12 protein-coding genes and 7 pseudogenes are annotated in these 13,247 nt (G+C 67.8%); 11 read left to right on the top strand and 8 right to left on the bottom strand.

The features are described from left to right. Window positions 1-164 precede the first annotated feature (164 nt). Window positions 165-446, bottom strand: a pseudogene (locus SLV14N_RS07630) (hypothetical protein); the annotation flags it as partial. Between the two features lie 93 nt (window positions 447-539). Between SLV14N_RS07630 and SLV14N_RS07625 the strand changes: the two are divergent. Beyond that, window positions 540-1,348, top strand: a protein-coding gene (locus tag SLV14N_RS07625; protein WP_263268696.1) for an IS5 family transposase whose coding sequence is annotated in 2 segments (ribosomal slippage) — window positions 540-879 and window positions 879-1,348 — 810 coding nt in all. Because the reading frame shifts where the segments join, the coding sequence is not laid out codon by codon here. A gap of 95 nt (window positions 1,349-1,443) precedes the next feature. Continuing rightward, window positions 1,444-1,560 (top strand): annotated as a pseudogene (locus SLV14N_RS07620) (IS5/IS1182 family transposase); the annotation flags it as partial. Here the strand turns inward: SLV14N_RS07620 and SLV14N_RS07615 are convergent. Then, window positions 1,519-2,535 carry a hypothetical protein gene (locus tag SLV14N_RS07615; protein ID WP_263268695.1) on the bottom strand — a complete coding sequence of 339 codons (1,017 nt, stop codon included), beginning with the start codon at window positions 2,533-2,535 and terminating at the stop codon, window positions 1,519-1,521. The pseudogene SLV14N_RS07620 and the gene SLV14N_RS07615 sit on opposite strands and share 42 nt — an antisense overlap. A gap of 387 nt (window positions 2,536-2,922) precedes the next feature. Between SLV14N_RS07615 and SLV14N_RS07610 the strand changes: the two genes are divergently transcribed. Further along, on the top strand, window positions 2,923-3,663 hold the full coding sequence (locus SLV14N_RS07610; protein ID WP_263268693.1) for a helix-turn-helix domain-containing protein: 741 nt from the start codon (window positions 2,923-2,925) through the stop codon (window positions 3,661-3,663). 35 nt (window positions 3,664-3,698) lie between these two features. Continuing rightward, a pseudogene (locus tag SLV14N_RS07605) lies at window positions 3,699-3,926 on the top strand (transposase); the annotation flags it as partial. Here the strand turns inward: SLV14N_RS07605 and SLV14N_RS38960 are convergent. The 4 genes from SLV14N_RS38960 to SLV14N_RS07590 all read right to left on the bottom strand — a co-directional run bounded on the left by SLV14N_RS38960 (window position 3,897) and on the right by SLV14N_RS07590 (window position 6,757). Further along, window positions 3,897-4,001 (bottom strand): DUF397 domain-containing protein, encoded by a 105-nt coding sequence (locus SLV14N_RS38960; RefSeq protein ID WP_369292818.1) that lies wholly within the window; start codon window positions 3,999-4,001, stop codon window positions 3,897-3,899. The pseudogene SLV14N_RS07605 and the gene SLV14N_RS38960 overlap by 30 nt on opposite strands. A gap of 11 nt (window positions 4,002-4,012) precedes the next feature. Further along, a complete protein-coding gene (locus tag SLV14N_RS07600) occupies window positions 4,013-5,122 on the bottom strand; it encodes an alpha/beta hydrolase (protein ID WP_263268691.1) in 1,110 nt (369 codons plus the stop codon). Between the two features lie 94 nt (window positions 5,123-5,216). Beyond that, on the bottom strand, window positions 5,217-6,320 hold the full coding sequence (locus tag SLV14N_RS07595; RefSeq protein WP_263268690.1) for a DUF1648 domain-containing protein: 1,104 nt from the start codon (window positions 6,318-6,320) through the stop codon (window positions 5,217-5,219). Next, window positions 6,317-6,757, bottom strand: coding sequence for a GntR family transcriptional regulator (locus SLV14N_RS07590; RefSeq protein WP_263268689.1), 441 nt, complete (start codon window positions 6,755-6,757; stop codon window positions 6,317-6,319). The genes SLV14N_RS07595 and SLV14N_RS07590 overlap by 4 nt, the downstream gene beginning before the upstream one ends. 294 nt (window positions 6,758-7,051) lie before the next feature. Here SLV14N_RS07590 and SLV14N_RS07585 point away from each other — a divergent pair, with 294 nt between their 5' ends. Then, entirely contained in the window at window positions 7,052-7,522 is a 471-nt protein-coding gene (locus SLV14N_RS07585) for a hypothetical protein (protein ID WP_263268688.1), read from the top strand. Between the two features lie 492 nt (window positions 7,523-8,014). Here SLV14N_RS07585 and corA read toward each other — a convergent pair whose 3' ends face one another. Both corA and SLV14N_RS07575 read right to left on the bottom strand, forming a co-directional pair. Continuing rightward, a complete protein-coding gene (corA, locus tag SLV14N_RS07580) occupies window positions 8,015-9,106 on the bottom strand; it encodes a magnesium/cobalt transporter CorA (RefSeq protein ID WP_263273051.1) in 1,092 nt (363 codons plus the stop codon). Window positions 9,107-9,185: 79 nt separating this feature from the next. Next, the gene (locus SLV14N_RS07575; RefSeq protein WP_263268687.1) at window positions 9,186-10,139 is read right to left on the bottom strand and encodes an IS481 family transposase; all 954 of its coding nucleotides are present in this window, start codon (window positions 10,137-10,139) and stop codon (window positions 9,186-9,188) included. A 344-nt stretch (window positions 10,140-10,483) separates the two neighbouring features. On the opposite strand from SLV14N_RS07575, the pseudogene SLV14N_RS07570 reads away from it, so the two are divergent. From SLV14N_RS07570 to SLV14N_RS07545, 6 genes and pseudogenes are all read left to right on the top strand, one after another. Then, window positions 10,484-10,819 (top strand): annotated as a pseudogene (locus SLV14N_RS07570) (ArsR/SmtB family transcription factor). Continuing rightward, entirely contained in the window at window positions 10,819-11,532 is a 714-nt protein-coding gene (locus tag SLV14N_RS07565; protein WP_263268685.1) for a cation transporter, read from the top strand. Before SLV14N_RS07570 ends, SLV14N_RS07565 begins: the two are co-directional and overlap by 1 nt. Before the next feature lie 201 nt (window positions 11,533-11,733). Next, window positions 11,734-12,045: pseudogene (locus SLV14N_RS07560) on the top strand (transposase); the annotation flags it as partial. 48 nt (window positions 12,046-12,093) lie between these two features. Next, on the top strand, window positions 12,094-12,252 hold the full coding sequence (locus tag SLV14N_RS07555) for a hypothetical protein (protein ID WP_263268684.1): 159 nt from the start codon (window positions 12,094-12,096) through the stop codon (window positions 12,250-12,252). 101 nt (window positions 12,253-12,353) lie between these two features. After that, a pseudogene (locus tag SLV14N_RS07550) lies at window positions 12,354-12,446 on the top strand (3-oxoadipate enol-lactone hydrolase); the annotation flags it as partial. Window positions 12,447-12,940: 494 nt separating this feature from the next. Continuing rightward, window positions 12,941-13,084 (top strand): annotated as a pseudogene (locus SLV14N_RS07545) (IS256 family transposase); the annotation flags it as partial. Window positions 13,085-13,247 lie beyond the last annotated feature (163 nt).

Raw genomic sequence — 13,247 nt, 5'->3', positions numbered from 1 at the left:
TTTCTGGCCGAGCAGGCGGGAAGCGACCGGCTGCAGGCCCGAACGGCTACGGCAAGCTGCGCTGGTCCTCGGTCGGGAAGAAGATGGCGCTCACCAGGTGGGGGTTGCGGCCGGCCGCAGGCTTGTTGCCCGCGCTGGTGAACGCCAGCCGTTGCACGGCGTCCTCACCGTCGACCGGTAGCCGGTTGGGGTCCGGTCGGCGGGTGGCAGCCGCAGGAGTCTTCGTCCGCGGCAGGTACCGAAGCGGAGGGCTTGGGGGCGCAGCAGCCCTTCCCTTGCCAGGCGTTGCGCCCCTCCTTGACCGCAATGGCGGCGATGACGAGTGCGGCGGTCGGGTCGGCCCAGGACCAGCCGAGCAGCAGGTTGGCGAGCAGGCCAGACAGGAGTACGGCGGAGAGGTAGGTGCACAACAGGGTCTGCTTGGAGTCGGCGACAGCCGTGGCCGATCAGACGACTAACTCGTTGGCTAACTGTTCGTTTCAGAATGAGTTCGGTGGGGCGGTTGATGGTTGAGGGCGGCTTCGGGCAGGGTCTACGAGGTGTTAGAGGATCTTGTTCCTGATGACCTGTGGGAGCGGATAGCCCCGCTGCTTCCGGCCCGTCCGCCACGGCGGCGCCGCTTCCCCGGCAGGCTGCGGGTGGACGACCGCGTCGCCTTGGCTGGCATCGTCTACGTGCTGTGCAAGGGAGTGAGCTGGCGGGATGTCCCGGCCGAGCGAATCGGTTGCAGTGGGGTGACCTGCTGGCATCGCCTGCGGGACTGGACCGAGGCTGGCGTATGGCGTCGACTGCACGAGACGCTGCTGGTCGAACTGCGCAGGGTCGGTCTATTAGCGATGGACGACGCGGCAGTGGACGGCTCGCATGTCCGGGCCCTCAAAGGGGGGCTCACACCGGCCCTTCGCCGGTCGACCGGGGACGGCCGGGTAGCAAGCACCACGTGATCGTCGATCGGCACGGCACCCCACTCGCCGTATCACTGACCGGCGGCAACCGACACGACGTCACCCAGTTGATTCCTCTGTTGGACGCCATTCCCCGCATTCGGGGACTGCGAGGACGTCCCCGGCACCGGCCTCGACGGCTGTTCGCCGACCGCGGCTATGATTTCGACAAGTACCGGCGCCTGATCCGCAAGCGCGGGATCACCCCGAAGATCGCCCGCCGCGGCACCCCGCACGGCTCTGGCCTGGGCAAGACCCGTTGGGTGGTAGAGCGCACCTTCGCCTGGCTCCACCAGTTCAAACGCCTACGGATCCGCTACGAGATACGCGCCGACTTCCACCAAGGACTCCTCGAACTCGCCTGCAGCATCATCTGCTTGAGGCGACTACGCACAGCAGTCTGAAACGATCAGTAAGGCGTGTCCGACAGATCGCGCGGCTGCGTTGCCCTGCTGCCGTTACGGCTGGCGTGGGGCTCGGCATGCGCGACTGCGGGGCCCTCGAGCGTGGGGTCGCCCGGCTGAAGGTGTGGCGGATCTTCCGCCGCTCCCGCTGCAGCCCGAATCGCATGTCGTCAATGGCTAAGGCCGTCCTCACCCTGGACAGGCAACGCTGACGTTGCTGATTGGTATGCCTCAGCCATGGCGTGGAATGAGCGTTTCGGTGCGAGGCTGCCGTCGGACATGACCTTGCACACTCCGTAGGAGGCCATGTCGAGGTCGAAGCGCGGGTTCTCGTGGTGCGGAGATGTGTAGCCGGCAAAGGTGAACCAGAAGGCGGTGTCCACGCCTTCCTCGTTGAAAACGGCCAATTGTTGGCGCAGGTAGCGGGCTTGTTCGTCTTCGTCACGGATGTAGTCACCGTCGAGGCGGGGCGGGTCCGCATCGTGGTCGACGATGGCCCAGCCGATGCCACCGCGGGCGGCGGCACCTCGGTAGGTGCAGCAGCCGAATTCGGTCGCCGCGAGCGGCTTGCCGTGCCGGAGATATTCGCGCAGACCCTGCCGGAAGGCGTCACTGGCATCGCCGTAGGCGTCCGCACTGACGATGTCGAAGGGCGCCCAATCGATCTGTTCCCAAGTTCCGGACGCGTAGGTGAGCTTTCCACGGAACCGTGAGCGGACCGTCGCTGCGATGTTGGCCAGCAAGGAGTTCAGCCGGGCAGGAACCTCGTCGAGCCCGGCCAATGTTGTCTCGGGGGCGCCGCTGATCAGGGCTTCGATTCTGGCGAGGCTGTCGTCTCCGGGGAGAATGTCGGCGGCGAACAGGCTCAGCTCGCAGCCGGCGACGAAGACGTCCGCTCCCACCTCTTCGGCGCGATCGGCACAGGTGGCGAAGTAGGGCAGCAGCTCTTCGGCGGACAGTTCGCAAGGGAATGGAGAGAACCAGACCTCAAGCCCGGCATCGGCGGCGTGCCGGGCCGCAAGGGCCAGTCGCCCAGGGTCGCCGCCGGTGATCCGCACGGCACCACAGTGCAGGTCGTCTGCGATGACGCGGATCTCGCGTCGCACCGCGTCGGCGTCGAAGACGGGCCGCGAACTCTTTCCGCCCGGAGTGAAGCCCGTGTCGTAGGTGATGCCTTTGGCTCGCATGGAATGCTCCTGACAATCGATCGACATCTGTTGCTGCGTCTCACCGGGAGTCGATGGGAATCGGTTCGGCGGACGGATCGCATGGACGACTCGGGGTGCGTCTGGAGATCAGCTCGACGGCGACCTTGGCCGCGCTGCCACCTCGCTTCTCCCTGGGAGACCACCTGACACCCGTGTTCGGCGATCGGAGCCGAACGTTAGGTACGAGTCGAAATGCCAGTCAACGGCGATCTCCTCGGGACCGTGCTATTTGCGCTGGTCAGCTACGGAACTGTCGATTGCAATGACATTGACGGTCAACGCACGGCGAAAGAAGGGATGTTGCAACGGTCGGCGACCAGTGCACACACTGTGTGCCGAGACGACCGAACCAGAGGAACCGACCCGATGCCAGGACGTAGGCTGACCCGAGCCGACCGGCAACAGATCGCCGCGGGGTTGGCGCAGCGCCTGAGTTACGCCGACATCGCCAGACGTCTGAACCGTCCCGCCTCGACGGTGAGCCGCGAGGTCGCGCGCAACGGCGGACCTGCCCGGTACCGCGCGGAACTGGCACAGCTCGCGACCACCCACCGAGCCCGGCGCCGGCCGCAGCCCGCCCCGGTGCAGCGGACCATCGAGCATCTCGGCCCCTACCCCGACGCAACGGCCGCGTTCGTCACCGACCTCACCACAGCACTCGTCGAAACCGGCCTCCCGCGCACCGCCGCCCGCGTGATGGCCTGCCTGTTCGCCTCCGAGACCGGCAGTCGCACCGCCATCGAGATGGCGCAGCACCTGCAAGTCAGCGCGGCGACCATCTCGCACGCGGTCCGCCTGCTGGAACGGCAGGATCTGATCCGCCGCGGTCGCGATGACCGTGGCCGCCGCCACCGGTATTTCCTCGACGACAAGGCGGGCTTGCGGACCGTCGCGGCCAGCGTCGCCGCCAACCAGCGGTTCGCCGCCACCGCGCTGCGCGGCGCCGAGCTCTTCGGAGCCGAGACCGCTGCTGGATCCCGGCTTGCCCTGGCAGGCCGATTCCTCGAACGCCTCGGCGACGACCTCATCCGCTCCGCTGAAAAGCACTGGCGTGACATGGTTGGTGATAGGGGCGACGAATACACGCTGACGGGCCACGTGGAGTAGCACGCGGCCTCACTCGCCCTGGCGATCGACCAGGCATTCGAGAGGCCCGGAGCCTGAAGATGGCCCGCCGCGGCACCCCGCACGGCTCCGAACTCTGCAAGACGCGGTGGGTGGTGGAGCGCACCTTCGCCTGGCTCCACCAGTTCAAACACCTGCGGATCTGCTACGAGATATGTGCCGACCTCCACTTGGGACTGCTCGAACTCGCCTGCTCCATCATCTGCTTGAGACGACTACGCATCGCATTCGGAAACGATCAGTAAGCCCGTGAACGCCGACCATTCAGCAGGGCTGACGGCCAGAACCGGGCCGCGGCCGTGGTCCTTGGTGTCCCTCACGCGTGAGTTGCTCAGCTCGCTGTGAGGCGCCGCCAGGGGCGGACGAAGTCGTGCAGGGCACTCTGCGCGGCTGGGGCGATCATCTGGTCGTTGGCCGGGGTGCCCGCGGGGTGAAGGTAGTGGTCGAGGCCGGGCAGGATCCGTAGCCCGGGGCCGGTGGTGTGGGCCGTGGCCAGAGCGGCGAGCAATGGCGGCGTGGTCCGGCACGGCACGTTGGTGTCCGCGGTGCCACAGGTGACCAAGGTGCGGGTGCCGCGGGCGACGCGTCGGGCGATGTCCGGCGGATAGATGGCGTCGTCGCTTCGGACGAAGGTGGCGTTGTGCGGACCGAACATTCCGTTCAGCAAGGAGTCGACGAAGGGCAGCAGTCCTGAGGTGTCCACCTGGCGCTTGGCGCGGAAGTCCGCGATGGCCCGGGACACGCCTGCCTTGTTTAACTGCGCCTGCTGAGGGCTGAGTTCCCCCGATGTGACGAGTCGGTCCAAGATGCCCGCGAGTTGATCGTCGACCGCGTCCAGGAGTCGAGTGGCCTGCGGGGCGATGAGCGCGAGCCCGGCGGGCTTCGGCCGTACGGTGCGGCTTACGAGCAGGGCTTGGAGGCCTCCCTCGCTGTGCCCGACGATGAGCAGCCCGTTCGGGGCGGCCTCGGGCTGGGCGCGCAGGGTGTTGTACGCGGCCACGGCCTGTCGGGTGTACGCGGCCATGTCGATGTGGTCGGAGTTCTGGTACCGGCCCCATCCGGTACGGCCGGTACCGTACTTGTCGAAGCGCATGCTCATCACGCCGTCATCGCCGAGGGTGCTCGCGAACAGGGCGAGGGTGTGCGGGGTGGACGCGGGCGGCTGGTCGCCGTTGCGGTCGGTCAGGCCGCTGCCGGGGATCAGCAGGGCGGCGGCTAGCCGGTGGCCCGCGCGATGGGCGGGGATGTGCACGGTGCCGTACGCGGTGGTGCCGTCGGCAGTGAACCGCACCTGGCGATCGCTGGCGGGTATGAGCGCTGGGGAGCGGGTCGATGTGGCCGCTTCAGCCGACCCTGACACCGGCCCGGCCGTGGTGAGGGCGACCGCGGCCATGAGTACGGCCAGTGTGCAGCGCCGCCAGGTGGTAGTACTCCCACGCATGTGTTCTCCCAACGGGGTGAGAATTCAGGAAGGTGGTGGTCCGCAAGGTGGTGGTCCGCAAGGTGGTGGTCAGCAGATCTGACTCCGCCAGACGTCAGCGGACGATCAACGGCAGGGCGAGCGACAAGCCCAGGATGAGCGCGAGCAGCAGCACCGCGCGTGGATTGCCGAAGTTCAAGGTCCAGCCGAAACCGAACCGTTTCTGTACGAACAGCGACGGGTCGTCACGGTTGACGTAGAGCGATCCCGCGCCGCGCCAGTACTGGTCGTCGTCGCGTCGGACCACACCGGAGTTCTCCTCCTCCGGTGCCCCGTCGTCCGCGGCGGGCAGGCGGCTACCTCCTTGCCCGGTACGGAGCGCGACGCCGACGACGATGGCGAGACCGGTCAGGAGCGGCAGCAACACGAGCACCGGCGACAGATTCTGGTCGGCATGCCAGATCGGCCAGGCCCCGGCGAGTATCGACACGTCGACGCAGCCGGCCAGCAGCAGGAGGGAGATCACGGCACGCACCGAGAAACGGCGGTGCCTGCGCGCGGAGTCGGCCGGTCGCGCTGGGTCGAGCTCCGGCCGGGCCCGGAACGAGAACCAGGACAGCACCAGGATCGTCGCGGTCACCCCGGCTTGCACGAAGACCGGGAAGAACACGCTGCCGACCGACTTGGTGGCGAAGCCGTCGGGGATGCCGGAAGCGTTGAAGTGCACGGCGAAACGGTCGGGTACCGAGGGGTACAGGACGATGCCGGTCACCACCGTGCCCGCGACGATCAGCAGCGCGGGGATCGACCAGAGATGGGGAAAGCGTTCCGGATCAGTGCGGAGCGAGGTGTCGGTCACCACGCCCTGGCGAAGGCCGCGGTACCAGTCCTCGTCCCGCTTGGCCGCCGCGATCGCCACCCGGGCCTGGCGGAAGGCGGCCAGGCAGACAGCGAGGATCAGTGCCGGCACCACGCCGGGCCAGACCAGATGGGTCGTGGCCGACAGCCCGACGTTCAGGGCGACCAGCGCTCCGCCGGCCGTGCCCACCAGCCGTCGATAGCGCTTGCGTTGCTCAGCGATCACCGGAGAGTCCGCCCGCACGGCGGGTATGTGCACCCCGAAGGGCAGCGTCGGACTGGTCAGTGAGGGCGTCAGCCACGCCACTGCCAGAACCAGCAGTGGTACGGCCGCGTCGACCAGTAATGCTCCGCTGTTCATGACACCGAATCTCCTTGCTTCGTGCCGTGGTGCGCGCCGCCTGCGGCAAGTGCCGACGAGGTGAACGAGGTCAGGACGGATCCGCAGCTGTCCAGCACCGCTGGATCGCCGACGCCGTGGGCGACCGCTTCGGCGAGCAGCGTCCGCAGCCGTGTCTCCCACTCGTCGGTGAAGCCGGGCTGCGGCGGTCCGGTGCGGGCGTCACGCTGCACCAGGGCGCCGCTCTTGCGGTTGATCCGCAGGAGCCCCTCCCGCCGTAGCAAGTCATACGCCTTGTTCACGGTGTGGAAATTGATGCCCAGATCGACGGCGAGCTGCCGGGTCGAGGGCAGCGAACTGCCTTCGACGAGTTCACCGGAGGCGATGGCCTCGACGATCCGGTTCCGGATCTGCTGGTAAATCGGCACCTCGCTGTCCAGGTCGAGGCTGAGGATCACGTTCGGGCTCCCGCTGTCGCTCTGTTATAGCGTTTATAGAACAGTGCGGCGGGTCGCGGTATGGTCGAGAGCGCTAAGGAGGCGACAAGGATTCGGTGGCGCGCCGGGTGCGTCCTTAGAGCTTGAGGACCGACATCGCGGTGACACAGAGAAACCAGCGGGATCGAGGGGTCTGGACGGTGCTCTGGTGAGAACTCGCTGGGGCGTGGCCGTTTTTGGCCGGGGGTGCCGCGCGGGTTCGGCTTTGGCTCGTGCGCCAAGATGGGGCCTCCGATCGGTGGAGGGGGCGTTGGGATGGGCTACGACCTGCAAGCAGTGATCGCTGGCGAAGAGGTGCTGCGCGCCGCTTCGCGGGATCTGCCTGGTGCTCGGATGGCGTCGCTCGGACAGGGCCTGTCGCTGATGCCAATGACAGACGCCTTCTTCGATTCCGTCGCGGACTGCAGCGATACGGGCGCTCTGGGGTTCTGGCGGCTGTCGGGAGGGTTCGAGAAGACCCTCGCCGACTGGTCAACCGCTGGGCCGGTGGCCTACGTGGAAGCCGCGTACTTCGGCGGTGTGGGCGAGCAGCAGGCTGCCGTGTGGGATGGCGGCACCATCGTGCTGGGACCGCTCCATGTACAGGAGGGCCAGCCCTTTCCGCCAGCCGGCAGCGCCGTCTCGCAGGCACTTCGACGGCTGGGCGTGGTGGCGAGCGCCGGAGAGGACGAGTTTTCAGCTGTGGGATTGGACCGTCACCGACACGGTGAGGGATGGATCGCCTGAGCAGCAGCTTCCGGATTCGCGCATAGACCAGGCCGCGCAGCTGAACTGCCAGGCAGGGCCGTTCCCTGGCCGGCCATTCATGTACGGAGCCAGATGGTTACTGCCGCGGCAGTTAGGGGCAGCTCCAGGAGGATCGTCAGCGCTGATGCCCGCACCTCACCCGGAGGTCCCACCCGGCCCCCGACTCCTCTTCTCCGAACCCAGATGCAAAGCAGCAGTCAGGTCTTGGTGGCCGAGGTCTTGTTCGGCTGGCGGGGGCGGTCTTGGTCTTGTCGAGGTGGCCCAGCACCGTTGAGTGGCGGACGCCGAACGTGTCGACGATCTGCTGGATCGTCTTCAAGGACGCCAGGCGGCCCTCGGCCACCGTGCTGCAATGGATCGCGGAGGACAGACGTAGCCACCTCGCCACCAACTCGGGCTGACACAGGAGCACTTGTGCCCGGCGAGGGGGCGGCGACACCCCAGTTATCGCATGGCCGGCCGAACGGGCCCTCAGAGCCAGCCGTTGCGGCGGAACCCGCGGTGCATGAGGAAGCAGACGGTGGCCATGACGCCGAGGACCAGCGGATAGCCATACGTCCAGCGCAGCTCGGGCATGTGGTCGAAGTTCATTCCGTACACGCCGCAGACCATGGTGGGCACGGCGATGATGGCGACCCAGGCGCTGATCTTGCGCATGTCCTCGTTCTGAGCCATGGTCACCTGGGCCATGTTGGCCTCAAGGATCGAGTTGAGCAGCTCGTCGCAGGCGGTGACGTGCTCGATGACCCGGGCCAGGTGGTCGGCGACGTCACGGAAGTACTTGCGGATGTCGCCATCGACCAGCTGCGTGGGCTGCTCGGCGAGCAACTGAACAGGCCGGTCCAGCGGCAGTACGGCGTGCTTGAGCTCCAGCAGTTCACGCTTGAGCTGGTAGATCCGGCCGGCATCCACGCCGCGTCCCCCGTGAGCCGAGAAGACCTCGCTCTCCACCGCGTCGATGTCGTCCTGCACGGCGGATACGACCGCCAGGTAGTCATCGACGACGTGGTCGGCTATGGCGTGCAGTACGGCAGAGGGGCCCTTGGCCAGATGACCGGGCACCGATTCGAGGCTTTCGCGGAGCGGCCCCAGCGAGCCGTGGCCGCCGTGCCGGACAGTGATCACGAAGTCGGGGCCGGTGAAGACCATGATCTCGCCGGTGTCCACCACCTCGCTGGTCGCGGTGAGACGGTCGTGCTCGACATAGGTGACGGTCTTGAGCACGGTGAAGAGTGTGTCGTTGTACCGTTCCAGCTTCGGCCGCTGGTGGGCATCCACGGCATCCTCCACAGCCAGCGGGTGCAGGCCGAAGAGTTCGCCGATGCCGGAGAACTCCTCCTCCGTCGGCTCGTGCAGGCCAATCCACACGAAGCCGCTGCCGGTCTCGCGGACCCGCTCGATCGCCTCGCGCGCCGGGCAGTCGCTGAGCTGGCGCACACCGTCCACGTAGACCACGCAGTTCACGACGGAGTTGCCGAGCGGCGACCGTGCCGGATGGCTGAGGTCCACGCCGTGAGGGCGCGCGCTCGGGATGCGGACTGCTTTGCGGAGGTTGTGGATCATCGACACGCTGGCTCCTACCTGGTGGCGTGCCCGCCAGTATGCCTAGTGCTGTGACCGGTTCGCAGGGAGGTCGGCGGTGCTAGATGTGCTGTCCGGAGAGGTTGGTGACGCGGCTGGCTGGGGTGTGGCCGCTGATGCCGGTGTGGGGTCGGTGGTAGTTGTACCAGTCCAGCCAGTCGGGAAACGCTGCCTGCCGTTCGGCGTCTGAGGTGTAGGGCCGGTGGTAGGCCCATTCGTCGAGCAGGGTGCGGTGGAAGCGTTCGACCTTGCCGTTCGTCTGCGGGCGCCAGGGCCGTGTCCAGCGGGGCTGGATGCCCAGGTCGCGGCAGGTCTGGCGCCAGGTGTTCTTGCTGTAGGACCAGGCATTGTCGGTCAGGACGCGTTCGACGGTGACGCCGCGGGCGGCGAACCATGCCGTGGCCCGTGTCAGGAAGCCCGCGCAGGTGCCTGCCTTCTCGTCCGGGAGGTCTTCGGTGTAGGCCAGGCGGGTGTGGTCGTCCAGGGCGGTGTGGAGGTAGGCAAGCCCGGCTCCGTTGCGGTTCTTGCGTCCGGCCGCGCGGCCGAGGACTTTGTGGCCGCCGCCGTCGGGGATGCGGCCGAGTTTCTTGACGTCGATGTGGACCAGCTCGCCGGGACGGGCGCGTTCGTAGCGGCGGACGGGCTCACCGGTGGCCCGATCCACTGCGGCCAGCGGCGGCAGGCCGCGGCGGGTGAGGATCCGGTGGGCGGTGGAAGCTGCGACGCCGGCGCGGGCGGCCAGTCGCAGTGGGCCGATCCGGTGCTCGCGTCGCATGCGGACGATGTTGTCCTCCACCGCTGCGGACGTGCGGTGAGGCTGGTGGTGGGGCCTGCTGGAGTGGTCCTTCATCCCCGCCCGGCCGTGCAGTTGGTAGCGGCCGGCCCAGCGTGCAGCGGTGGTGTGGCTGACCTGGAAGCGTTCTGCGGCCCGGCGCAGCGGCCAGCCGTCGTCGACGACGCACCGGGCCAGACGCAGCCTTCCGGTCGGCGTCAGCGGGGCGTTACGGTGGATCACGAGGGCCTCCTGCACTCGGCGGTAGATGTCGCAATCCCCACCGAGCCAGAAGGCCCTCACCTCGTTCAAGCACCAGCCAGGGCATGTCGCGTCACCAACGTGCCGGGACAGCACAGCTAGCGGCTTATGCGGATGCGGACATGTCCAGCGTTCTTCACGTGGTTCAGGTGCGGCGGTCACCGCGGCTGGACGAGTCTGTCGCTCCCGCCTTCCGCTGGGCTTGGCTGTGTGACTCTTCGTAGTCGAGGGGCAGTCGCTGAAGGGTCTCGGCGCGGATGGCGGGGGTCCGCGCCGCGACAGGATGCACCATTCCCTGAATTCAGGATTCCATGTACTGTTGAAGTGTGCTGACCGTTGCTTCCGAGGTCGAGGTGCTGGTGCGCTTCGGCCGCGCTCTTGCCGACCCCATCCGCTGCCGACTGCTGCTCGCGCTCCGCGAGGCCCCGGCCCATCCCTCCGATCTCGCCGACCGGCTGGGGATTTCCCGTACTCGACTGTCGAACCACCTGGCCTGTCTGCGCGACTGAGGCCTGGTCGTGGCCGTACCGGTCGGGCGACGCACCCGCTACGAACTCGCCGACGCACGGTTCGGCCACGCCCTGGACGATCTGCGGACCGCCGTGGTCGCCGTGGAGACGGACCGGACCTGTACCGACGCGGAAGAGAGGGACTGCTGCTGATGGCGGACATACCCATATCCCCCGGCCCCTCTCCGGCTCGCCGGGACGTGCTGACCCGTCGAATACGCCTGCTGGTCGCCGCCACCATCACCTACAACGTCATCGAAGCGGCCGTGGCCATCACCGCCGGCACCCTCGCCTCCTCCACCGCCCTGATCGGCTTCGGCCTGGACTCGGTCATCGAGGTCTCCTCCGCCGCCGCCGTCGCCTGGCAGTTCTCCGCCGCGGATCACGCAGTCCGCGAAGCCCGCGAGAAGACGACACTGCGGATCATCGCCATCTCGTTCTTCGTCCTCGCTGCCTACGTCACCGCCGAGTCCCTCCGCACCCTGGCCGGCACCGGCGAAGCCGAACCCTCCCTCCCCGGCATCGTGCTCGCCGCTCTGTCGCTGGCGGTCATGCCGGTCCTGTCCGCCGCCCAACGCCGCTCGGGACGCGAGCTGGGCTCGGCCTCGGCCGTCGCGGACTCCAAGCAGACCCTGCTGTGCACCTACCTGTCCGCCGTCCTGCTGCTGGGCCTGGTGGCCAACGCCACCCTCGGCTGGACGTGGGCAGACCCGATCGCCGCGATCGTGATCGCCGCCGTGGCAGTCAAGGAAGGCCGCGACGCCTGGCGCGGCGACTCCTGCTGCACCCCGATGCCCAGTAGCACCGTTACCGAGATGCCGGCGGGCGGCTGCGGCGACGGCTGCTGCGGGAGCAAGGAGGTCTGATGCACATCTGGCTGACCGGTCTCGGCATCGACGTCGGATGCATGCCGGCCGGCTGGGGCGTGCTCGTCCTCCTCGCCCACACGCTGCCCCCAGGTCCTGCGCGACCTGGCCGCCTTCATCCCGGACTGCCTCACCACCGTCCGACGCCTGGCGAGAGAGGCACGTGGAGGACCACACCGTAGATCGCCCACGGCCGTCACTTTGCTGATCACGATGGGGGACAACCCGGAACGTCTGCACAGTGAGGCGTCGTTTGCAGCGCTGTGCGGGGTCAGCCCCGTAGAACGCTCCTCGGGCAGTCGGCAGTTCCGTCGCCTCAACCGCGGCGGCGATCGGCAGGCCAACGCCGCCTTCCACCGAATCGTGCAGACCCGCCTGCGCTTCGACCCGCGCACCCTGGACTACTACGAACGCCGCACCAAGGAGGGCAAGACCCGGCGCGAAATCGTCCGATGCCTCAAACGCTACGCAACCCGCGAGGTGTTCCACCTGGTCAGGTCCACACAGTCATGACCCCCGTCATAGGGGCTGCTGTGAGATTTGAGAGCGTGCAAGGCGTGAGTGAGCTGTCCGCGCCCACCCCGCAACGCCGCTTCTCCGGGCCAGAAGACCCCGGCCCTGATCACGAGCAAGGCACCGCATCCGTACCAGCAGATCACGGTGAGCTACGGCAAGCCGGGGCACGCGATGGTCGACGTCGTCTCCACGTTGAGGCTCTGACCTGCGCAAAGCCTGCTTCGGGCACGGTCGGCGGCCATGCTCCGACGGCTCTTCCTGACCCGGGTGTAAGGACCGCGTCAAAGAGTCGGTAGCGTGGCCGGGTGAGTGAGAAGACCCTGCAGCATCGGATCGACGGCCCCGACGATGCCCCCGTACTCGTACTGGGCGCCGCGTTGGGTACCACATGGCACATGTCGTGACCCGTGTCCTGGGGCGTCCAGCCGAACCAGGGAATGACTCCCCAGGCCATGTCGGGGCCCTGAGTCCGGGGGCGTCCACACAGTCTGTGAGACGCAAGTGAGAGCACGCGTGAGAGGTGAGGAACCCCCGTCGGCTTGCCGGCGGGGGTTCCTGCGTTCGGGGACGGCCCCTGTGGGCCGTCTTTTCCCGACACCGGCCGACCTCATTTGGATCCCAGCACCCGGCAAGACAGCCGTCATCTGTGCCGAGCGTTCCAGGCCGACGGGCCGGATGTCGCGTGGGCAAATCGATCGGCGGGACGCTTGGCCGGTTACGCGGAGTGGGCGGAGCCGGGTGCCGGCGGCCCGCTCCATGCTCCCGCCTCGGCGGGAGCCGCGGTCAGGAACTTGTCGGCCCCCGGGACGCGGCGCTTGGTACCAGCGGAGCGAAGGTCGACGCCTGTGGATCACTCCTGCCGGAAGGAGGCGCACCTTCCCGCTGGGGAGTCTTCGACTTCCCGGCCGAGCACTGGATCCCCTTGCGGACCACGAATCCGATCGAGTCGACCTTCTCCACCGTCCGGCGGCGGGCCCGTGGCACCGCAGCCCTGGCCATGGTCTTCAAGCTCGTCGAGTCCGCCCAACAGCGGTGGTGGGCGGGCGGTCAACGCGCCTCACCTCGTCCCCCTGCCCAGCTCCACGTTCCGGGCCACATTGCGCGCCAGTTCGTCCTCTCCAACGACGTGCCCGGGTGGGGCTGTGTGTTGGTCCGTCCGGGTGAAAGTCGGGTCAATATGGTGGTGTCTTATTGGCCAT

Origin of the sequence: Streptomyces sp. Je 1-4 4N24, assembly GCF_026239515.1 — a bacterium.
Taxonomy (GTDB): Bacteria; Actinomycetota; Actinomycetes; order Streptomycetales; family Streptomycetaceae; genus Streptomyces; species Streptomyces nigrescens.
This window is presented reverse-complemented; position numbering and strand designations above follow the sequence as displayed.